General features: G+C 45.4%; 16 protein-coding genes. 6 read left to right on the forward strand and 10 right to left on the reverse strand.

Annotated elements, in window-relative coordinates; all coding sequences use genetic code 11:
* The 6 genes from QT994_RS11185 to petC all read right to left on the reverse strand — a co-directional run bounded on the left by QT994_RS11185 (nucleotide 1) and on the right by petC (nucleotide 4,977).
* Nucleotides 1–483, reverse strand: coding sequence for a hypothetical protein (locus tag QT994_RS11185; RefSeq protein ID WP_333174438.1), 483 nt, complete (start codon nucleotides 481–483; stop codon nucleotides 1–3).
* A gap of 51 nt (nucleotides 484–534) precedes the next feature.
* A complete protein-coding gene (locus QT994_RS11190) occupies nucleotides 535–1,611 on the reverse strand; it encodes an FAD-dependent oxidoreductase (RefSeq protein ID WP_333174440.1) in 1,077 nt (358 codons plus the stop codon).
* Between the two features lie 156 nt (nucleotides 1,612–1,767).
* Nucleotides 1,768–2,211: a photosystem II protein PsbQ gene (gene psbQ, locus QT994_RS11195; protein ID WP_333044065.1), complete on the reverse strand. Its 444-nt coding sequence runs from the start codon at nucleotides 2,209–2,211 to the stop codon at nucleotides 1,768–1,770.
* 111 nt (nucleotides 2,212–2,322) lie between these two features.
* The gene (locus QT994_RS11200; protein ID WP_333174442.1) at nucleotides 2,323–3,174 is read right to left on the reverse strand and encodes an alpha/beta fold hydrolase; all 852 of its coding nucleotides are present in this window, start codon (nucleotides 3,172–3,174) and stop codon (nucleotides 2,323–2,325) included.
* Between the two features lie 105 nt (nucleotides 3,175–3,279).
* Nucleotides 3,280–4,269 (reverse strand): cytochrome f, encoded by a 990-nt coding sequence (gene petA, locus QT994_RS11205; RefSeq protein ID WP_333174445.1) that lies wholly within the window; start codon nucleotides 4,267–4,269, stop codon nucleotides 3,280–3,282.
* Nucleotides 4,270–4,434: 165 nt separating this feature from the next.
* Nucleotides 4,435–4,977 carry a cytochrome b6-f complex iron-sulfur subunit gene (gene petC / locus QT994_RS11210; RefSeq protein WP_333174447.1) on the reverse strand — a complete coding sequence of 181 codons (543 nt, stop codon included), beginning with the start codon at nucleotides 4,975–4,977 and terminating at the stop codon, nucleotides 4,435–4,437.
* Nucleotides 4,978–5,190: 213 nt separating this feature from the next.
* On the opposite strand from petC, the gene QT994_RS11215 reads away from it, so the two are divergent.
* The gene (locus QT994_RS11215; RefSeq protein WP_190661639.1) at nucleotides 5,191–5,508 is read left to right on the forward strand and encodes a DUF3067 family protein; all 318 of its coding nucleotides are present in this window, start codon (nucleotides 5,191–5,193) and stop codon (nucleotides 5,506–5,508) included.
* Between the two features lie 412 nt (nucleotides 5,509–5,920).
* The gene (locus tag QT994_RS11220) at nucleotides 5,921–6,229 is read left to right on the forward strand and encodes a carbon dioxide-concentrating mechanism protein CcmK (protein WP_006631236.1); all 309 of its coding nucleotides are present in this window, start codon (nucleotides 5,921–5,923) and stop codon (nucleotides 6,227–6,229) included.
* A 117-nt stretch (nucleotides 6,230–6,346) separates the two neighbouring features.
* On the opposite strand, the gene tatC is transcribed toward QT994_RS11220, so the two are convergent.
* From tatC to QT994_RS11235, 3 genes are all read right to left on the reverse strand, one after another.
* A complete protein-coding gene (tatC, locus tag QT994_RS11225) occupies nucleotides 6,347–7,192 on the reverse strand; it encodes a twin-arginine translocase subunit TatC (RefSeq protein ID WP_333174449.1) in 846 nt (281 codons plus the stop codon).
* 166 nt (nucleotides 7,193–7,358) lie between these two features.
* Nucleotides 7,359–8,303 (reverse strand): NAD(P)-dependent alcohol dehydrogenase, encoded by a 945-nt coding sequence (locus QT994_RS11230; protein WP_333174451.1) that lies wholly within the window; start codon nucleotides 8,301–8,303, stop codon nucleotides 7,359–7,361.
* Nucleotides 8,304–8,481: 178 nt separating this feature from the next.
* Nucleotides 8,482–10,656, reverse strand: a complete 2,175-nt coding sequence (locus QT994_RS11235) for an EAL domain-containing protein (protein WP_333174455.1) — start codon at nucleotides 10,654–10,656, stop codon at nucleotides 8,482–8,484.
* Between the two features lie 245 nt (nucleotides 10,657–10,901).
* Here QT994_RS11235 and QT994_RS11240 point away from each other — a divergent pair, with 245 nt between their 5' ends.
* From QT994_RS11240 to QT994_RS11255, 4 genes are all read left to right on the forward strand, one after another.
* Entirely contained in the window at nucleotides 10,902–14,762 is a 3,861-nt protein-coding gene (locus tag QT994_RS11240) for a PAS domain S-box protein (protein ID WP_333174457.1), read from the forward strand.
* A 258-nt stretch (nucleotides 14,763–15,020) separates the two neighbouring features.
* On the forward strand, nucleotides 15,021–15,779 hold the full coding sequence (locus QT994_RS11245; RefSeq protein ID WP_333174459.1) for an SDR family oxidoreductase: 759 nt from the start codon (nucleotides 15,021–15,023) through the stop codon (nucleotides 15,777–15,779).
* A 136-nt stretch (nucleotides 15,780–15,915) separates the two neighbouring features.
* Entirely contained in the window at nucleotides 15,916–17,013 is a 1,098-nt protein-coding gene (locus QT994_RS11250) for a DJ-1/PfpI/YhbO family deglycase/protease (protein ID WP_333174461.1), read from the forward strand.
* A 452-nt stretch (nucleotides 17,014–17,465) separates the two neighbouring features.
* Nucleotides 17,466–18,170 (forward strand): rhomboid family intramembrane serine protease, encoded by a 705-nt coding sequence (locus QT994_RS11255; RefSeq protein WP_333174464.1) that lies wholly within the window; start codon nucleotides 17,466–17,468, stop codon nucleotides 18,168–18,170.
* A 261-nt stretch (nucleotides 18,171–18,431) separates the two neighbouring features.
* Here QT994_RS11255 and QT994_RS11260 read toward each other — a convergent pair.
* Nucleotides 18,432–19,981 (reverse strand): Ig-like domain-containing protein (locus tag QT994_RS11260; protein ID WP_445243895.1); only part of this gene is annotated, 1,550 nt, incomplete at its 5' end.

The following is a 19,981-nucleotide window of genomic DNA, read 5'->3' on the forward strand; positions in this document are numbered from 1 at the left end:
TTAAGCATTAGCTGACAGAAAAGGAATGCTTTCGGCTAAGTTATCCTTAATTTCTATTCCCTGTTTTCTCGCCCAAAACTGGCTCAAAAAGTGAATTTGTCGCAAGCCGACAACTAAATTTAAACCTGGTACAAAAATCCACCAAACTGTTAGCGGTTCTTTGATTCCTTCTTGGCGGTACAATTCATTAACTGTGTTGTAAAGTTTGAACTGCACGATGTAAATCCAAGCAATACCAAGCAAGGAAAACCAACCAAACCATCCGGGAACGTCTGGATCGAATATCCGCAAAGCTTGGGGGACGGCTACTCCTAAAACAAAGGGAAGCAAGCAAAGAGTTCCCGACCAACCGCTGCCGTTATAGCGACGCAATTCTTCTTGAATAATCCATTTGTACCATCCGTAATATAGCAGCAAGCTGACTCCAGACAGCAAAATTACTCGCCACAAAGAGCGCGGTTTACCTAAAGGTTTGTCGGACATATTTAGATGTAAGATATGAATGGCTCTCTTGATTGTATTAACAATTGTTAATTATTGCAAAATCATTTCTCGAATCGATCGCGCTGTTGCAGGGGCCAGCAGAACACCGTTGCGATAGTGGCCACTGGCGATGAGAACGCGATCGTTACCGGAAAGCGTCTCGATAATTGGGGCCGGCCGCCCTTCCGGCCGCGGGCGCAATCCTGACCATTTCCTGATGATTTCAGCTTCTGCTAAGCCCGGACAAAGTGCGATCGCCCTCGCCATCATTTGCCCCAACATATCAGCATTTGCCTGAATTTCCCCGCCATTTTCGGAAAACTCCACTGTCGCCCCCACCCAAAATTCCCGTGAAGCGAAGCTATCCCGAAGGGAATCGCCCAAAGGCACAATGTGAACGTCATCGCAAGTAATTACTGGCGTAAAATCTGGGTTCCCTAAAGGCTTGGCCGATCGCAAATGCAGCGCTTGTCCCAACACCGGGCGAATGTCAACCAACTGATTTAACGATTCAGTCACAGCAGCAGAACCCAAACCAGCCGCCACAATTAGTCGATCGAACTCCAAACTAGCAGCAATCTCCGCTGCTTCAACGGGCACCCCAAACTCAAAAATCGCCCCATTTCGTTCAGCAGCATCAACCAAAGCCAAAGTTAGCGCCGTTGGATCGACTTGCCGGTCTTGAGGCGAATAAATCGCAGCAATAATCTTATCATTTAAAGAGAGATGAGGGCAGCGATCGCGCACTCGTTCCACATCCCAAAGTTCCAATTGCCAACCTTGAGAACGGCGAGTTGCTATCAATTTTTCCCACTTAGTTAAATCCTCTCCCTCCGAACAAAGCATTAAAATCCCTTGTTTGTTAAAAGGAATTTTCCGCCCCGTAACTGCTTCCAATTCAGGAATCAAAGTTTCGTAGCGCTGAAGGCTGGTTTCCCTCAACTGCCAATTTCTACCCTTAGTTTTGTGGCTGATCACTCCCATCAAAACACCGAGTGCAGCGCCCGTAGAACCTTGTCCCGGCGGCTGTTTGTCGAACACAGTAACTTTCAGTTCGGGAAATTGACTTAGTTCAAAGGCTATCGAAGCCCCAATAATACCGCAACCAATAATTGCAACGCGAATCATTCAATTTTAGATTTTAGATTTTAGATTTTAGATTTTAGATTTTAGATTTTAGATTTTAGATTTTATAGAAGTTTCTGGTAGTTTTTCGTAGGGTGCACACGGAGCACATTATCTTCTCGGTGAGCCGTGTGTACCCTATGCCAAGCCGTAAAGCTATTAACCTTTAGGAATTAGCTGCAAGAAGGTCTCGAAATCATTGACAGCTTTTTGATAGCTGGCCGTGACTTTTGCATAGTCAAGCTCTTTAGCAGCAAGATCAATGTTAACCAACTCGGTAAACAAACTCTTAGTTAAATCAACAGCTTGTTGTTGAGAACTAGGCAACAAACTCGAAGATACGGTTTTCATGGTGTTCCGCAAGTCGCCTAGAGGCCCGTGAATGTAAGTTCTGGTATCAATCCAATTCCGTTTTTGAATTAGGGTTCCCAGGTTGTCCATGCGCGATCGGAACTCTGTCAGGGTAGGAACATAGCGCTGAATTTGCTGGGTCTGGGCTGCTGTGTAAGTCGTTGGAACTTTTGCTTCGACACTGCTGCAACTAACCAGAAATGCCATCAAAAACGCCATCATCAAGGCAAAAATGGAACGGGGACGAGTCATATCGATTTTAGATTTTAGATTTTAGATTTCTCGTTCTCAGGAAGAGGCTGGGAATGCAGCTCGGCGAGGAGCTGGTTCACTGACCTAGCACCGAGAGTTATGTACAAAATATTATTTTACCTCCTGGCGGCGCAGAAAAGTGATCACAGCATTGCCAACTTTTTCGGACCAATGTTCTTGAGGATAATGCCCCGCTTGTTCCAGTGTGACTAACTCTGCATTTTGCAGGGAACCGACTAGCTTTTGAACTGGTTCAACACTCAGCCAAGGATCGGTCAAACCCCAGACAAATAAAGTTGGTCGAGTCCATCCTTTCAAGCCGGATTCAATTTCTGCCATTGACTGCGGTAATTGAATATTGCGGACAGTATTCATCAGCGATCGACCCGCATCCGAACTCTTCAAAAACGGGCGGCGGTAAACATCTAAATCCTTGTCGGATATTGTCTGGCGGCTGCCGCCTTCGAGAGTCCTGTCAACCAAAAGCGGGTCTTGCGTCATCATGTCGCCAATAAAAGGCAGCCCCAACTGCTGCATTTTCCAAGGCAATTTGATATCTGGTGAAACTGGTGTATTTATGATGGCTAGACGATCAATTTTATCGGGATTGCGTAAAGCGTATTGAATGCCGGCTGAAGCTAAAAATCCTTGGACAACGAGGGAAAAGCGGTCTAATTCTATAGCTTGAATAAAGCCAGCGAGGGCGTCAACAAAAGCATCGGGAGTGTAGGCAAAGTCGCGTTTGTCTGGTTTGGTCGATCGCCCGTAGCCCACCCAATCTGGGGCGATCGATCTAAATCCCTGTGCAGCCAAATCCGGCATCATTACAGTCCAGGTAAAACTCTGGGACGGCAAACCGTGCAGCAGCAGTACGGGCAGTTTACCAGTTTCGTTAACCGGATTTGTTTCCCGATAAAACCATTTCAGCGAGCCTACTTCAACTATCTTCTCATCAATTAACATTATTTTACTGGTTATTTATCAAAGAATAAGGCGGGGAATACCCGCCCTACTTACCTAATAGTTGGGTGTGCATAAAACACCTTACCCAACTAATTACAGCCGCGTTTAGAAATTCATTTCAGCAGCTTGAACTTTTTCGACCTGTTTCTTCTTGAGAACCAGCATGATTTGAGCCAGCATGGTTATAGCCACAAAAGCCATCAATCCTTTAACTCGATCGGCACTTTGCAGCACAATCTCCACATCTTTTTGACCGAAGCCGCCCACATTAGGATTGCTCGTCAAAAGTTCGCCTGCTACAACTGTTTGTCCTTCGGAAACAATCAGTTCGGGGCCTGCAGGAATCGTATCAACAACTGCTGCACCTTCTGCAGGTTGAATTTTCACTTCATAACCGCCAGCTTCTGGTTGAGAAATCTTAGAAATGGTGCCAGCTACCGAAGCATTGTAAACAGTATTATTGCTCTTTTCGCCAGTAGGATAAACCTGACCACGACCGCGGTTCCCACCAACATAAATTTGGTATTTGCCGTAGTGAACGGACTTGTCAGTTTCCGGATTCGGCGACAAAACTGGGAATACCAATTCTTTGTATTGTTCTCCCGGTACTGGGCCCACTAAAACAACATTTTCTTGGGTTTCGCTGTAAGGTTGGAAGTAAAGATCGCCGACTTTTTCCTTCATTTCTTCAGGAATTCTGTCAGCGGGAGCAATCTTGAAACCTTCGGGCAACATCACAACTGCGCCGATATTCAAGCCACCTTTGCTACCATCGCCGACAACTTGCTGCACGCTAGTATCGTAGGGAACTTTGACAATAGCTTCAAAGACCGTATCTGGCAAAACAGATTGCGGTACTTCAACTTCAGTCGGTTTTGCACCGAGGTGACAGTTAGCGCAAACAATGCGGCCTGTTGCTTCGCGGGGAGTAGCGGGTGCTGTTTGCTGAGCCCAGAAAGGGTAAGCAAATGCTGCTTGGGGAAGTGCGATGTCGCTGGTGAGAAAAAATCCTGCGGCTACGATCGCAATTAAGGCTGTTTTCGCGATCGTCCTGGCACTGCGGCGAAATATCGCAGATAAATTAGTTTGTGGCATTAGAGTATTCAATCTCAAAGGTCAGACAATTTTGGATTTTGGATTTTGGATTTTGGATTTTGGATTTTGGATTTTGGATTATTAGACTGCTTTAGGGATGCACTTATCTGTGGTTTTCACCATTCACCCCCTATCTAAAATCTCAAATCTAAAATCCAAAATAGTTTAAGACCACCAAGGTGCTTCGCCTGTGCGGAAATCTGTTTCTTTCCAAGTTGTAAAAGCGATCTTGTCATCTGCGACAGTGGCGTGGGCCAGGGCCAGAGACAAAGGCGCGGGGCCGCGCACCACTTTGCCCTCATTGTTGTATTGAGAACCGTGGCAAGGACAGATAAACTTGTTTTCGCTAACATTCCAAGGCACGACGCAACCCAAGTGAGTGCAGACTGCATTGATGCCGTAGTCGGCGATAGATTGGTCTTCTTTCACCACAACATAGGTGGGGTCGCCTTTGAGACCTTGGGCTAAGGTGCGATCGCCCGCAGGGTGCGAAGTCAAATATTCGCTAACGATGATGTCGTTACCCAAAGCATCTTTAGCTGTCACTCCGCCGCCAACTGCCCCACTCGCCGGAGGAACAAAATATTGGACAACGGGATAGAGTGCGCCCAGTGCCACACCTGTGACTGTACCGAACGTCAGCAAATTCATAAATTGGCGACGCCCCATATCGGGAACATCGGGATTTCCAGCAGAAGATTGAGCCATGACCTGCCTTTACGGTTTTAAGTTACGTTTGTTTGTTAGCTGTTAGCGAACCTGTACGTGCAGACAACTGGGATAATTGCCGTTAATCTGCTCGCACAAATTTTAGGCCGCGAAAATTCCTTTTAAGAATGCGCCTTCCAGCCTTTATTAGAGTATTATTACATTTTTTGAACTTTGTCTTTTATTGTTTAATGGATTAACTCAGGAGCAACCATGACGGGCAAGGATTTACACCAGCTACTGCTAGAAAAATGGGGAAAGTCTTACGATATCAGATTGCGGCGAACACGGGGCAAGATTTTTGTGCAAGTTATGTGGAAATATTTAGAACAGGCATCTTTTCCGATGACGGAGGCTGATTATTTCGAGCATTTGGATGCGGTGGCCAATTACCTCAACGGCTGGGGGAGTACAGAACAGGTGAGAGAATACATCGTGACTACTCGCGATCGCCCCCGCTTGGGTAAAGCTGTCAGCGTTCCTCTAGATTTGGGTGAAAGAGCCTCGGAGTGGTTGCTAGACGAGTTTTGAATCACTCAGTCGATTTTAGATTTTAGATTTTAGATTTTTAGATTGACTCCACAGCCGGGATCTGGGGGAGTTCCTTCAAGTTTTGTGTCGCGCCGCGGCTGGATTAGTTGAGCCCAAAGTCCCGAAAATCGATCGGCGAGCTTGTCATACGACTTACCGCTGGTGAGAAACTAAGCTGTGGCGCATCTAATTTGCACAGGTGTTTTGATTCAAAGTCTTGTGTGGCGGGCTTTGCTGCGCGCGCCCTGCTGTGGGATTTAAATGCCGCAACAGTTTCTGGGGCTTTTTAGGGGCTTTTTAAATTTTGGGCGATCGGACTTCTAGCTTACCAAAATCATCGGAACCAATTTCTGTCAACAATTTCACATACAATGAAGGTCAGATATCTTGTGAAATTTAGGAGAATGTTGTAATGGGTGTTGCACTGGGAATGGTTGAAGTCTTAGGATTTCCCGCTGCAGTAGAAGTTGCGGACTCAATGGTGAAAGCAGCCCGTGTTACTTTAGTTCGCTATGAGAAAATAACCCGCGCCTACTGGACAATTATAGTGCGAGGAGATGTTTCTGAAGTGCAAGCAGCCGTTGCTGCTGGAATTGAATCAGTTAAAAAGGTCGATGGCGGAAAGTTGCTCTCGTATCACATAATTGCTCGTCCCCACGAGAATCTGGATTACGTTTTGCCGATCGGCTACACCCCAGAAGTCGAACAATTCCGAATGTAGTCAAAGTTTTGACAAAACTTTGGTGTTGAATTTTAACTTTTAGTAATTATAGAGGCGCGGGTGATCGCGTCTCTATATTTTTTTTGCTGCCAGTCGATCGATCGTTCTGTGGAGTTTTTAGCGCCCTAAAAGCTTTACCAAACCAACCCCTCCAAAATACAAGCTCAGCACCGCACCTCCTAAAAGACTTTGCGTTAAAGGGTCAGTAGAAGGCGTTAACACCGCTCCCAAAACTGCCGCTCCCAAGACTACATAACGCCAGCCGGAGAGCATTTGGTTAGAAGAAACTATGCCCAAAACACCGAGCAATACTTGGACGATCGGGATTTGAAAAGCTAAGCCGGTGCTGAACATTAACAGCAGCACAAATTTAAAGTATTTGTCGATCGACCACAACTGCTCTACAACATCCGCTCCATAGGTAACAAAGAAGTTAAGCGCCGCCGGAATCAGAGCAATGTAAGCAAATACTAAACCGCCCAAAAATAGGAAACTCGAACCGAAAAACACCGGCCCCAGCAACCTGCGTTCTTTGCGAGTCAAGCCGGGGAGAACAAACAGCGCTATCTGGTAAAAAATAAATGGAGTGGCGAGGAGCAAACCGGTGTATCCGGCTACTTCGATAGAAACAAAGAAATACTCGCCGGGAGCTAGTTGCAGAAACTTGACGGGCCCGGCCGGTATTTCTAGCAGTTGCACGATAGGTTTAACTGTTAAAAAGCAACCAATTACAGCGATTACTACTGCAATTAGCGAGTAGAAAAGTCGCAGACGCAATTCTTCTAAATGCTCGAACAAAGACATCTCAACTTCGTCGGGAAGTTCGTCGAGAAATTCGTTTTCTAAGTTGCGAGAACCCATCGCACCGCCGGCGATTGGTGCAATGCTGTTTTCCGGGCTAATTGCTTCGAGGTTGTTGTCGGAACCTTGTTCGGATGTCTCCAAGTTTGAGGGAGCAGTCATAGGAAATGGGTAATTGGTAAGAGGGAAAGGGTAATTGAAAATGGGTAATTGAAAATTGGTAATTGAGAATAGTTATTTCATAATTGCTCCGACTTCATTCTTCATTCTTCATTCTGACTTCAGCAGCAGAATGAATTATCGATCATTAATCCGTGTAGTGCCTTCATTATTCAATCACGATCGCAATTTTGCCGATCGCGCGGCCTGTTTCGCTGTAAACGTGGGCTGCTGCTACTTCTTGTAAGCTGTAAGTGCGATCGACAATCGGCTCAACTTTCTCGGATTCTATTAACTCCCGCAAAGCCCCTAAATCGCTCGTGTTGGCATTGGCTAGAATGAATTTAGCTTTTTTACCCGATATAAACCAGCTTGTTAACATCGGTGCGAGGTTGTCTAAACTCGGCAAAGTCGAGATATAAACTCCCTCTGGTTGCAGCACTTTTTCGCAGTCATCAAATGTTCTTGTCCCGACAGCATCTAAAATTATATCATATTTATCGCTTTGTTGAGTAAAGTCAACTTCCGCGTAATCGAGAACAAAATCCGCTCCCAAACTCTTGACCAATTCTCTATTTTTAGCACTGCAAACTCCCGTTATTTCTGCATTCATTGCTTTCGCAACTTGCACGGCAAAAGTGCCGACTCCGCCGGAAGCGCCGTTAACCAATACTTTGTTTCCTGCTTGAAGTTGACCCAAATCCCTGAGCGATTGCAAAGCAGTTAAACCTGCGATCGGTACTGCTGCTGCTTCTGCATGAGTGATGTTTTTCGGTTTAATTGCTGCATCCGATTCTGGCACGGCCGCGTATTCGGCGCAAGCACCCCCACTGATGGGATTTAAGAAAGTATAAACTTCATCTCCGGGTTGAAATTTGGTGACTTCCCGGCCGACTTCCACGACAACTCCCGATATGTCAGAACCGACTATTCTAGGAAAGTTAAATCCTGTTAATAGTTGCAGGTGTCCTTGCCGGATTTTCCAGTCTACGGGATTGACGCTGCTAGCGCGAACTCGCACTAACAATTCGTTGGATTTGGCGATCGGCTTTTCCAATTCTCGGTACAGCAATTCCTCGGCTGAACCGTAGCGATCGAACGCAACTGCTTTCATGGCAAATTTTCCGGTTTATTTCCAATAGAACACTCAATCCTTTACAATTACAGCACATTCGATCTAAATGTGACACAGTAAGTTGAGCTAGCCTTGTAGCAGCGGGCGATCGACTCTTGGAGGCCTCCAGACAATGGGCAGGCGTGAGGCCATGGGTTCGCAGGCCCAGTGCGATCGCCTAGGGATTAAAGTTAATAGGAACAGGGCGGGCTATCCCATAACCCTGAGCATAATCTACCCCAATCTCCCGCAATTTTTCTAAGATAGTCTCGTCTTCGACAAACTCAGCTATAGTTTGCAGATTCATCGCATGGGCAATACGATTAAAGCCTTCAACGAGCGCTTGAGAAATCAAATTATGACTAATATTCTTGACAAAAGCACCGTCAATCTTTAAATAATCAACTGGTAAATTCATCAGATAGGCAAACGAACTCAATCCACTGCCAAAATCATCTAAAGCAAAGCGACAGCCAATTTTTTTGAGTTCGCTTATGAAATATCTGGCTTGCTCAAAATTTGCGATTGCTGCGGTTTCCGTGATTTCAAAACCAATGCTTTCTGGGGGGACTTGGTAGCGAGGAAATTGTTTGATTAAAAACATCAGGAACTGATTGTTACTAATGCTAGCCCCAGAAAGATTGATCGTATACAAGCCTGTACTCTGAACATCTCTCTCCGGCAAATTGTGATAATTAGAGAAAAAATTTTCGATTACCCAACAATCGATCTCAGTTATCAAGCCGTACCGCTCCGCGGCGGGAATAAACTCATTGGGAGATACTAATTGTCCATTTTCGTCCAGCATTCTGAGCAAAATTTCATAATGCTCTACTAATGGTTTAGAGGTAATAGAGACAATCTTTTGGTAGTAGAGACAAAAACTATTGGTTTCCAGCGCTCGGCTGATTTTGGAAACCAACTGCCTCTCACCCCGTTGTTTAATTAGTTCGCCATCATCTAGACGATAAATATGAACACAGTTTCGCCCTCGGGCTTTGGCGGCATAACAAGCTGCATCAGCCGCTCCCAGAAGCTCCCTCAAATCTTGGCTTGTTTGGTCAATAGCAACAACTCCAATGCTGACTCCGATGATAAATGTTTTGCCATTCCAAATAAACCGAAACTGATGCACTAGGTCTTTGAGGTTTTCCGCAATCTGAGTTGCTTGAGAGAGCGAACATTGAGTGAGCAAAATACCAAATTCATCACCTCCCAAGCGAGCCAGCATATCATTAGCACGGACTCCCTGTTGAATAAGTCCGGTGATTTGGCGCAGTAGCTCATCGCCAGCAATATGACCTACGGTATCGTTAACGACTTTGAATTGATCTAAATCTAAATAACAGAGAGCGTGCTGGTAATTGCTATCTTTAACAGAGGCGATCGCCTCAACTAGGTGCTGCTCAAATCTTCGACGGTTGATTAACCCCGTTAGGGCATCGTGACTGGCTTCCCAAGATAGTTGACGGCTGAGATAGCGCGATTCAGTAACATCATGAAAGACGATTACTGCCCCAATAATTTGACCTTGGCGGTCTCGAATAGGTGCTGCAGAGTCAGCAATGGGATACTCGGTTCCATCATGGGCAATCAGAATAGTATTGTTAGCTAAGGTCACAATTCGCTGCTCTAATAGAGCCTGGTTTATAGGATTCTCTACTGGCTCTCGCGTTACTGAATCAACTATTAGGAAGACTGTAGAGAAATGAACTCCTTGAACCTCATGAGTTTTCCAGCCTGTCAGTCGCTCAGCTATAGGATTGAAATATCTCACCTTACCTTGGGCATCAGTAGTAATGACCGCATCGCCAATGGATTGTAGTGTCACTTGAGCCAGTTCCTTTTCGGAAAAGAGAGACTCTTCGAGACGTTGCCGTTGTTCAATTTCTATCAAGAGACGTAAATTCTGCTCTTGGAGACTTTGTTGCAGCCGTCGGATAGTTAGGTGGGTTTCAACACGAGCTAATACTTCTTCGACTTGAAATGGCTTAGCAATATAATCTACCCCTCCGGCAGCCAGCCCTTGCACTTTATTGAAAGTTTCATTGAGAGCACTCAAAAAAATTATTGGAATGTCTGCGGTGCGCTCATCTGATTTTAATTGTCGGCAAACTTCATAGCCATCAAGATCTGGCAATTTAATATCTAGTAAAATTAGCTCCGTCGATGGCGATTGGGCGGCTCGGATAGCCATTGCCCCTGTTATAGCACTGCGAACTTTATAACCCTCTTCCCTCAAAGTATCCCTGAGCAGACGCAGGTTATCAGGCAGATCGTCAACAATTAAAATATTGCCTCGGTAGTTTGTAGCTTGCTCGCTAATCTTATCGCTAGTTCTATCGACAATCATACTGATTTCCCGAGTTTCCTGCTAGAGGAATATAACCCTATGCACCAATAGTATAGTTGAATTATGAGATTATAAAGCTCACTTTACACACAAAGAAATCTTGCGATCCCCGAGATATTCGACTGGCAAGGGGGCGCAGCCATACAAAATCTGAATTGTTCGGGTAGGGGCAGTCCCCCCGTGGTTACTCTTCTTGGCTGCACATAACATTAAAAGAAGAATGTGTCAACTCAAACAGCCGATTTATGAACAAGCGCATTTCTCAAATGGCAAGTCTACTCGTCATTGCGATCGGATGTCTCGTGCTGCTGGGTTGGCAATTTGACATCTCTCTACTCAAAAGTGGTTTTCCCGGTATGACTTCGACCATGAAAGCAAACACGGCAATTTGCTTTGTGCTGGCTGGACTATCTTTGAGATTGTTGCAGTACCCAAGAACCAGACTGCACGATCGCATCGCTCAAGGGATGGCAAGATTCATAATCATCGTCGGTATGCTGACGCTGAGCCAGTATATTTTTGGTTGGAAGCTGGGTATTGATCAGTGGCTTTTCCGAGAGTTCGTGTCTTCAGCGACTCCTTATCCGGGAAGAATGGGAGTCAATACCGCCCTAAATTTTGTGCTCATGGGAGTAGGATTGTTACTGTTAGGGCAAAATTCCCAACGACACACTTGGTTGGCTCAGATTTTTAGTAGTGTTGCAGCTTTAATTTCTCTACTAGCTTTATTTGGACACATATTCAGTGTCGATATTCTTGAACGGTTGGTCACAATTACGACGACTCAACCCCTAAACACGATCGCCACCTTTTTCATCCTCTATGGAGGAATTTTATGGCTCCGCCCCAAGGAAGGATTAATGCAAGTATTAACCAGTCCCCTGGTGGGCGGAGTAATGGTTCGGTGGTTGCTGCCTTGGGGGACAATCTTTCCAGTGACACTGAACTGGTTGACTCTTCAGGGACAAAATTTAGGCTGGTATAACGTTAATTTTGGCTATACATTGCGTTCAACTGTTATGGTTGTCACGTTCTCAATTCTTATCTTGGGGACGGCTCGCTCTTTAAACCAGATAGATTACAGGCGCCAAAAAGCGGAAAAAGAAATTAAAAAACTTAACGAAACTTTAGAAATTCTTGTGGCTGAACGAACAGATGCTTTACAAAAATCGCAGGCTCGTTTTGCGGGAATTCTAGAAATCGCCAATGATGCAATTATTTCAGTCGATCGCACTCAACGCATTACCCTGTTTAATCAAGGGGCAGAAAAGATGTTTGGCTATAAAATTGAGGATACTTTAGGGAAGCCACTGAATTTACTGCTGCCAGAACAGTTTAGAGATGCACATCCGCAGCATATCAAAAAATTTGCACAGTCTTCTACCAGAGCGCGAAGGATGGGAGAACGAGGCGAGATTTTGGCTCGTCGTCAAGATGGAACGCAGTTTCCGGCTGAAGCCTCTATTTCTAGGCTGGAAATGGGAGACGAAATGGTATTTACTGTTATTCTGCGCGATATTAGCGATCGCAAACAAATTGAGATGGCTTTACGAAACAGTGAAGAGCAGTTTCGCCATGCGTTTGAAGATGCCTCTATCGGAATGGCGATCGTTTCACTTGATGGGCACTGGATTAAAGTCAACCCGGCCTTATGTCAGATTCTTGGCTACTCCTCAGAAGAGTTGTTAGCGTTAACTTTCCAAGACATCACCCATCCTGACGATTTAGACGGGGATCTTAATTATGCACATCAACTATTAGCAGGAACAATTTCCACTTACCAAATGGAAAAACGGTATTTCCATAAGCAAGGACATATTATTTGGATTATTCTTAACGGCTCCCTCGTACAAGATGAAGAGGGAAATTCACTGCATTTTATTTCTCAGATCCAAGAAATTACGGCTCGAAAAGAAGCTCAAAAAACGCTAGAACTCCAAAGCGTTATCATGAATAACATGGGAGGAGGAGTGTGTTTGATTAAAGCCTCAGACCTCATAATCGTCTACACCAATCCTACCTTTGACGCTTTGTTTGGCTACACAGAGGGCGAACTCGCAGGTCAATACGTTGGTGTCTTGAATTATGTCGATACAAAGGTTACACCAGATGTAAGCGTTCTAGATATGGTCACTCAAATTGAAGAGACGGGGCAAGCGAAATATGAAGTCCACAATAAAAAGAAAGATGGAACTGTCTTTTGGTGCAGAGTTCATACATCCATGTTTGAGCATCCTGAATACGGAACTGTATATGTTGCCGTTCAGGAGGACGCAACAGAGCTAAAACTGGCTGAGCAAGCCTTGCAAGCGACGACAAATCGCCTCCACTTTCTTCTAAACTACAGCCCCGTTGTCATTTTTAGCAGTAAACCTGCTGGCGATTATGGCGCAACGTTCATCAGCGAAAATATCAAAGATATATTGGGCTACGAAAGCCGCGAGTTTTTAGAAGATTCTAAATTTTGGGTGAATCACTTACACCCAGATGATGTAGAACCAGTGCTTAATGGTTTAGCCAATGTATTTGTTAATGATTTTTCTTTCCACGAATACCGTTTTCGTCGCTCCGATGGGGTTTATCGCTGGATGCTCAGTCAGCTTAGGCTAATTCGAGATCGTTTAGGTACACCAGTAGAAATCTTGGGATATTTAATTGACATTAGCGATCGCAAACAAGCTGAGTTGGAATTTCACCAAGCAAATGAAGCAAACCAAGCCAAGACTGTCTTCCTCGCCAACATGAGCCACGAGCTCCGCACCCCCCTGAACTCAATTTTGGGATTCACGCAATTGATGAGCTATGAGAGAAATCTGACTCCTTCTCTCCAAGAACGTTTACAGATTGTCAACCGTAGCGGTAGACATTTATTGGACTTGATTAACGAGATTTTAGATTTATCCAAAATAGAGAGTGGACGGATGACTCTCAATCTTTCTGACTTTGATTTGACAAATTTGTTGGCTTCTATTGAAGAAATGTTCCAAGTTAAAGTCCAATCTAAAGAATTGCAACTAATTTGCGAGCTAGCTCCCGACCTTCCTAAATTTGTGCATAGCGACGAGAAAAAACTCTATCAAGTCTTCGTCAATCTGCTCGGTAATGCGATTAAGTTTACCAACCAAGGAAGCGTCACCCTACGGGTAAGAGCAACGCAAAGAAACAAAACATCCTGTCACCTATGTTTTGAAGTTGAGGATACAGGCGTAGGAATTGCACCCACAGAAATTGATAGCCTATTTAAGGTATTTGTGCAAGCCCAAGCTGGGAATAATTTGAGTCAAGGCAGTGGACTTGGTTTAGCCATCAGTCAAAAACTCGTCAAACTCATGGGCGGTCAAATTCGCGTTAAAAGCACTTTGCAACAAGGTAGCACTTTCTCCTTTGAGATTCCTGTACAGTTACCTGAAGCAGAATCCGTACCCCCAGAATCAAGTAATCAAAGAGTAATTGGTTTAGCTCCCGGACAACCAACTTACCGGATTCTAATTGTTGAAGATTTAGAAGAAAATCGCCGCTTGTTAGTCGATATCCTTACCTCGATTGGTTTTGAGGTGAGAGAAGCAAAACAGGGAGTGGAGGCACTCTCACTGTGGGAGAGTTGGCGGCCCCACCTGATTCTGATGGATCTACGAATGCCGATCGTCGATGGCTACACAGCTACTAAATATATTAGAGAACGCCCTAAGAGCCAAGAAACTGTCATTATTGCTTTAACTGCCAGTGTTTTTGAAGAAGATCGAGAGAAAGTTCTTATGGCTGGCTGTAACGACTTTATAAGCAAGCCATTTCAGCAAAGAGAAATCTTTGACAAACTTGCTAAATATTTGGGAGTGCAATATATCTACGAAGTCCTAGAACAAACTCCACAAAAACTATTGGTTGAAACGGTGTCTGTAGAAGATCTATCCATGATGCCCCCTCAGTGGTTAGAACAAATGTATCAAGCCGCTTACTATCTCGATACCGAAGTTATGAACGAATTAATCGTACAAATTCCCAAATCCAAAGCAAGTTTGTTCAACGCACTAACGGATTATATCAATAATTTTAATTCTGATCGAATTATGGAGCTGATTCGACCTTTGCTGCCGAATCCACTGTAGTTATCGACTTTAAGGACAAAGAAGCTATAGTGCTGTAACCAGTGGCTATATTTCCCATAGAAACCAACCTGTGAAAAGATTGGGAAGTTTTTGGAGATGTGTGTTGCAGATATCTATCAGCATGAGGCAATGGGGTATACATTAGATGGAATGTGCTGTATCATATAGCAATTATATTTTTGGTGTAAAGGGGATTTATTCTTTTTATTAAATGCAGAGGGTGCTGAAGGGGCAGAGAAAGAGAAAAGAGAGACAGAAATGATTGATTTAACCGGAAAGGTAATTTTAGTAACTGGTGGCTCGAAAGGGATTGGTGCAGTGACCGTGCGGACTCTGGTTAATGCTGGGGCTGAGGTGATTTTGCATTACTTTCGCAGTCAGAAAGAAGCTGAATCTGTAGCAGCAAGTGTTGCGCGCGATCGCTGTTATTTATTGGCCGCAGATTTGATGGTGGAAAACGCGGCCTCGACTTTGTGGCGAGATGCTTTAAAATGGCGGGGTCATATTGATATTTTAGTTAATAACGCTGGAATTATGCAGTCAGCGGGTATCGAGGATAAATTCGATATTTGGTCGTCAGCTTGGCAGCAAACTCTACAAGTTAATTTAATTGCCACTGCCGACTTGTGCCGGGAAGCAATTCTTCATTTTAAAACTCGCAGAGTCGGTACAATTATTAATATAGCAAGTCGCGCTGCTTTTCGCGGCGATGACCCGAATTATCTGCACTACGCCGCTTCTAAAGGTGCTATTGTTGCTTTAACTCGCAGCATTGCTAGAGGGTTTGCGGCTGAGAATATTTTGGCTTTTACAGTTGCACCGGGATTTGTCAGTACAGAAATGTCTAATCAGTTTATTCAGGAGTTCGGTGAAGCTGATATTATTCGCGATATCCCGATCGGCAAAATCGCTCCTCCCCAAGATGTTGCCAATGTTATCGCGTTTTTAGCATCGGGTTTGGCTACGCACGCTACCGGGACTACGATCGACATTAATGGAGCCTCTTACGTGCATTGAGACAATTACTGTAAAATACCTCTCAAGGCTCACGCTGACCCCTTTTAAAACTCACTAATTTATCACTTTAGCAAGACGCTAAAAACATCATAAATCATTTAGGGTTAAATAAAAGATAGTCTGAGGAAAGTTGATTATGACAACAGATAAAGGTAGCAACACAAAACGAGTTGCCATACTCATCGAAAATGGAGTTGAAGATTCCGAATTTCTAGTTCCTTACAACGCCTTAAAACAAGCAGGATTTGAAGTAGTTGTCCTCGGTTCGCGCACCAACGAAAAGTATGCAGGGAAACAAGGAAAAGTTGCCCAGCAGGCTGACGGAACTACCACTGAAGCAGTACCCGCAGAATTCGATGCAGTGATAATTCCCGGCGGTATGGCTCCCGATACAATGCGGACTAATCCCAATACAGTAAGGTTTGTAAAAGAAGCATTTGAGCAAGGAAAAATCGTGGCTGCTGTTTGCCACGGCCCGCAAGTTTTGATTGAAGCCGACTTGCTGAAAGACAAAAAAGCCACAGGTTTCTTGGCAATTAAAACAGACATGATTAATGCCGGAGCTAACTACATCAACGAAGCTTTAGTAGTTGACGGCAACTTGATTACTTCCCGCCAACCGGGAGATTTAGCAATATTTACCACCGCAATTATGGCTCGCCTCGGTTACGGTGGAAAAGAAGTCGGTTTGCCAGAAGAAAGTGACACAAATGCAGAATGGTGGAAATTAGCTAACGGTTGGGGAGGTTCTACACAAGGCGACATTGTTAAAGGTTTGAATACCGCCCTCGCAGGGGAACGCTATTCTAGCGAAGCCTTTCAAAGTTATGCGGAAAAAACCCAAGACAGCGAGTTGCGATCGCTCCTTGCAGAAATGATCCAAAATAAACAGCACCACATCCTCGCTCTCGAAAAACGCCTAAACGATTTCGGTGAAAAACCCTCAATTCCTGCCCAAATTGCTGACAAATACGCTAAATTAAAAGCCTCGGTGCAAGGAACCGATGAAACCTTCTTGCTGCGGAGCACTCTCGGTGATTTGCAAACTGGTGTTGTCGATATTAACAACCTGCGGGTGAAGTTCACAGATCCCGTATCAACTGCCATTTTGACAGAGATAGAATCGGATTTGTCTAAGTGTGAACAAGTCGTTGCTAAACTCTTCCGCGCCCGTGCAGTTTCCCAAGAAATTAAGTCTCCTAAACCTTCAACTAGCCCCGCTGTAAAAATGTAATCAGCAAGGGGATAAATAAGTTTGTAGTTTTTTTGATAGGTGAAAACCCGCACCACTATCGCAACTACAAACTTGCTCTGCAATCCTACAATATAGCCCTTGGCGGTAAAATAAAACCCAACACTAAAAAGCAGATATTCAACTAACTCGAAGGTGGAGGGTTTTATTTTTGTTTCAGCGCGACACGGCGGGTTTGAAGGAAGCTTGCGGCAACCGGGGGCAGTACAAGCCCCCGGATTCATCCCTGCAGAAATAAAAAATATAGTATCCGATAACCACCCCCCGGATACCTTCGTCAAGTCGCTTTATTCAATTATTCAATTATTCAATTCTTTAATCTAAAATCTAAAATCTAAAATCGATTGGCTTGTTCCCTCTTCCTTTAGACAGGAGACACCTGGGCAATAAATGCGCTACTGTGTTGCCAATATTTTGATGAGGAAAAAAAGGCTGTGGTTCCCTTACGCGATGAAAATCCCATTACTATCACTCCCTACGTCACCTACGGGCTGATTGCCGCAAACATATTAGTATTTTTGTACGAACTCAGTTTGGGCGATCGACAATTAACCCAATTCTTCTACTCTTGGGCCGTAATTCCTTGCCAGTTAAGCAATATGTGTCGGGTTGCTCTGCCAGTTTCGCCATTTCCCGAATGGACGACACTAATTAGCTCCCAATTCCTGCACGCAGGCTTTCTCCACATTGCCGGAAATATGTTATTTCTGTGGATTTTTGGCAACAACGTAGAAGATCGTTTAGGACACGTCAAATTTATAATATTTTACCTTACTTGCGGCGTTTTAGCATCACTAACTCAGTGGTATTTTTCCTCAGCATCTGCCATGCCGTCCCTGGGTGCTAGCGGCGCGATCGCAGGCGTGATGGGAGCTTACATTCTCAGATATCCCCAAGCCAAAGTTCTGACACTGCTTCCCTTGGGAATATTTATTACCACCGTCAGAGTCCCCGCTTTCTTCTTTCTAGGATTTTGGTTTGCACAGCAAGCATTGAGTGGCTTGGCTTCCTTAAATGCCCCGGCAAGTGTCGGCATGGAATCCGGCGGAGTTGCCTACTGGGCCCACGCTGGCGGCTTTGTTTTCGGCGCTATTCTTGGCCCTTTGTTGGGCCTTTTTTCTGAGGAAAATCAGATTTAACTTTTAACCGCAGATGAACGCCAATCAACGCAGATAAACCGCCAAGAAAATCTGCGTTTATCTGTGTTTATCTGCGGTTTCCAACCTCTGATTTTTCTCAAAGTTCAGTGCTATGCTTGGCTCTTTGTTGGGATTGTTTTCTGAGTAGAAGGAGATTTAATTTTTCCCCACAGATGAACACAAATTAACGCAGATAAACTGCCACCAAAATCGGCGTTTATCTGCGTTAATCTGCGGTTTCAAACCTCTGATCTTTTCTTTTTAGATAAACGTGAAGTCAAATCCCGAAAGAGAAGAAACCCCAGTTACACCATTTAACTTCGCCAAAATGCGAGAATCCGCACCGGCGACGTTATTGCCATTGCCGTCATAAATGATGTAAGTATTGCCGCCGGAATCGTAAGCAAACAAGAAAGCAGTTCCTCCCAGAATATTTGCAGAAACAGTTGTCTGCACATTCAGGAGAACTTGACTGCCATTGCTGAGATTGGGGAATCCTGGGGCAAAATTAAACTGATCGGCGATCGGCACACCGAGGCCGTTAAAGTCGGTAATCACATCGTATCCGCCCGCCGCGATCGCAGCATCGATCGCAGCCGAAGAAGCCGCATCAAAAGCCGGCCCACCTTGTGCAGGGCTGGTATAGCGGAATTGATTGCTGCCGCCGCCCCCCGTCATGGTATCTGCGCCGAGGCCCCCTACGAGCACGTCGTTATCCACACCGCCGTTAATCGTATCGTTGCCGCCTTGACCATCAATAGTATCGCTGCCCGCCAAACCGTCCAAATTGTCCGGCAAAGAACCCCCAACTAAATTGTTAGGCCCGCTATCAGCCGGCAAGATTTGAACGGTGATAGTACCTGTTCCGGGAATTGTCCCGAATCCGTCGCTGACGCTGTAGGTAAAAGCAGTTGTACCCGCTACGTTGCCGGGGATGAATTGCACTTGAGAGACAAGATTTACAGCTATCCCCAGTTGCGGTGTGCTGACATTGATAATGTTGAGCGGCCCTTGTTGCGGGCTGGAATCGTTTGCCAGCACGTCGATGAAAGTGGGCTGCGAATTATTCGTACTCGTAAATATGATGCCGTCATTGACAGCAATCGGCGACAGGGTAGTTGGAACAGTTACGGAGGTATTGAAAGAATTGATGTTAATTGCCACTGACGCTGCTGCCGTGCCGCCTTGGTCGTCAGCTACGCTGTAGCTGAAAGAACCGGCTGGCCCGATCACGTTTGTTCCAGGTTGAAATTTCAGTCCAAGTAAATCCTGAACCGTTAACTTTTGGTTCACTGTGAGGGGGCTCGTACCCGTAATTACCTGACCAAAAGTAGGATTGGGAAGTCCGACTACCGCGATCGACAGTGGCTGGCCCTCCGGGTCGCTGGGCGCCGAAATGCTCAGAGACAGAGGCAGATTTTGCAAACCAGTCAGCGTCTTGCCAGTTTCCACGATCGGCGGCTGGTTAGGAGTCGGAGATGTAAAACTCGGCGGAGTCGGCCCACCGCCCAAAGGCGGAGGAGTTGGGGGCGCCGCAGTTGGAGTAGGGACGATCGAAGGACTCGGGCTCGGAGTTGTCCCGCCTGCAGTCGGAGTCGGACTCGGACTGGGAACCTGTGTCGGCAATGTCCCTGTTGTTGGTGTGGGACTCGCAGTTGTCCCTGTTGTGGGACTCGTGGTTGTCCCCGTTGTGGGACTCGTGGTTGTCCCGGTTGGTGTGGGAGTTGTGGTCGCTGGTGTGGGAGTTGTGGTCGCTGGTGTGGGAGTTGTGGTCGCTGGTGTGGGAGTTGTGGTCGCTGGTGTGGGAGTTG

Origin of the sequence: Microcoleus sp. S13_B4 (assembly GCF_036700885.1) — a bacterium.
Classification (GTDB): domain Bacteria; phylum Cyanobacteriota; class Cyanobacteriia; order Cyanobacteriales; family Microcoleaceae; genus Microcoleus.

What these genes read in the sequence shown, in the direction of transcription:
- QT994_RS11185 (WP_333174438.1), bottom strand. Translation starts at nt 483, where the DNA reads ATGTCCGACAAACCTTTAGGTAAACCGCGCTCTTTGTGGCGAGTAATT.
- QT994_RS11190 (WP_333174440.1), bottom strand. Translation starts at nt 1,611, where the DNA reads ATGATTCGCGTTGCAATTATTGGTTGCGGTATTATTGGGGCTTCGATA.
- psbQ (WP_333044065.1), bottom strand. Translation starts at nt 2,211, where the DNA reads ATGACTCGTCCCCGTTCCATTTTTGCCTTGATGATGGCGTTTTTGATG.
- QT994_RS11200 (WP_333174442.1), bottom strand. Translation starts at nt 3,174, where the DNA reads ATGTTAATTGATGAGAAGATAGTTGAAGTAGGCTCGCTGAAATGGTTT.
- petA (WP_333174445.1), bottom strand. Translation starts at nt 4,269, where the DNA reads ATGCCACAAACTAATTTATCTGCGATATTTCGCCGCAGTGCCAGGACG.
- petC (WP_333174447.1), bottom strand. Translation starts at nt 4,977, where the DNA reads ATGGCTCAATCTTCTGCTGGAAATCCCGATGTTCCCGATATGGGGCGT.
- QT994_RS11215 (WP_190661639.1), top strand. Translation starts at nt 5,191, where the DNA reads ATGACGGGCAAGGATTTACACCAGCTACTGCTAGAAAAATGGGGAAAG.
- QT994_RS11220 (WP_006631236.1), top strand. Translation starts at nt 5,921, where the DNA reads ATGGGTGTTGCACTGGGAATGGTTGAAGTCTTAGGATTTCCCGCTGCA.
- tatC (WP_333174449.1), bottom strand. Translation starts at nt 7,192, where the DNA reads ATGACTGCTCCCTCAAACTTGGAGACATCCGAACAAGGTTCCGACAAC.
- QT994_RS11230 (WP_333174451.1), bottom strand. Translation starts at nt 8,303, where the DNA reads ATGAAAGCAGTTGCGTTCGATCGCTACGGTTCAGCCGAGGAATTGCTG.
- QT994_RS11235 (WP_333174455.1), bottom strand. Translation starts at nt 10,656, where the DNA reads ATGATTGTCGATAGAACTAGCGATAAGATTAGCGAGCAAGCTACAAAC.
- QT994_RS11240 (WP_333174457.1), top strand. Translation starts at nt 10,902, where the DNA reads ATGAACAAGCGCATTTCTCAAATGGCAAGTCTACTCGTCATTGCGATC.
- QT994_RS11245 (WP_333174459.1), top strand. Translation starts at nt 15,021, where the DNA reads ATGATTGATTTAACCGGAAAGGTAATTTTAGTAACTGGTGGCTCGAAA.
- QT994_RS11250 (WP_333174461.1), top strand. Translation starts at nt 15,916, where the DNA reads ATGACAACAGATAAAGGTAGCAACACAAAACGAGTTGCCATACTCATC.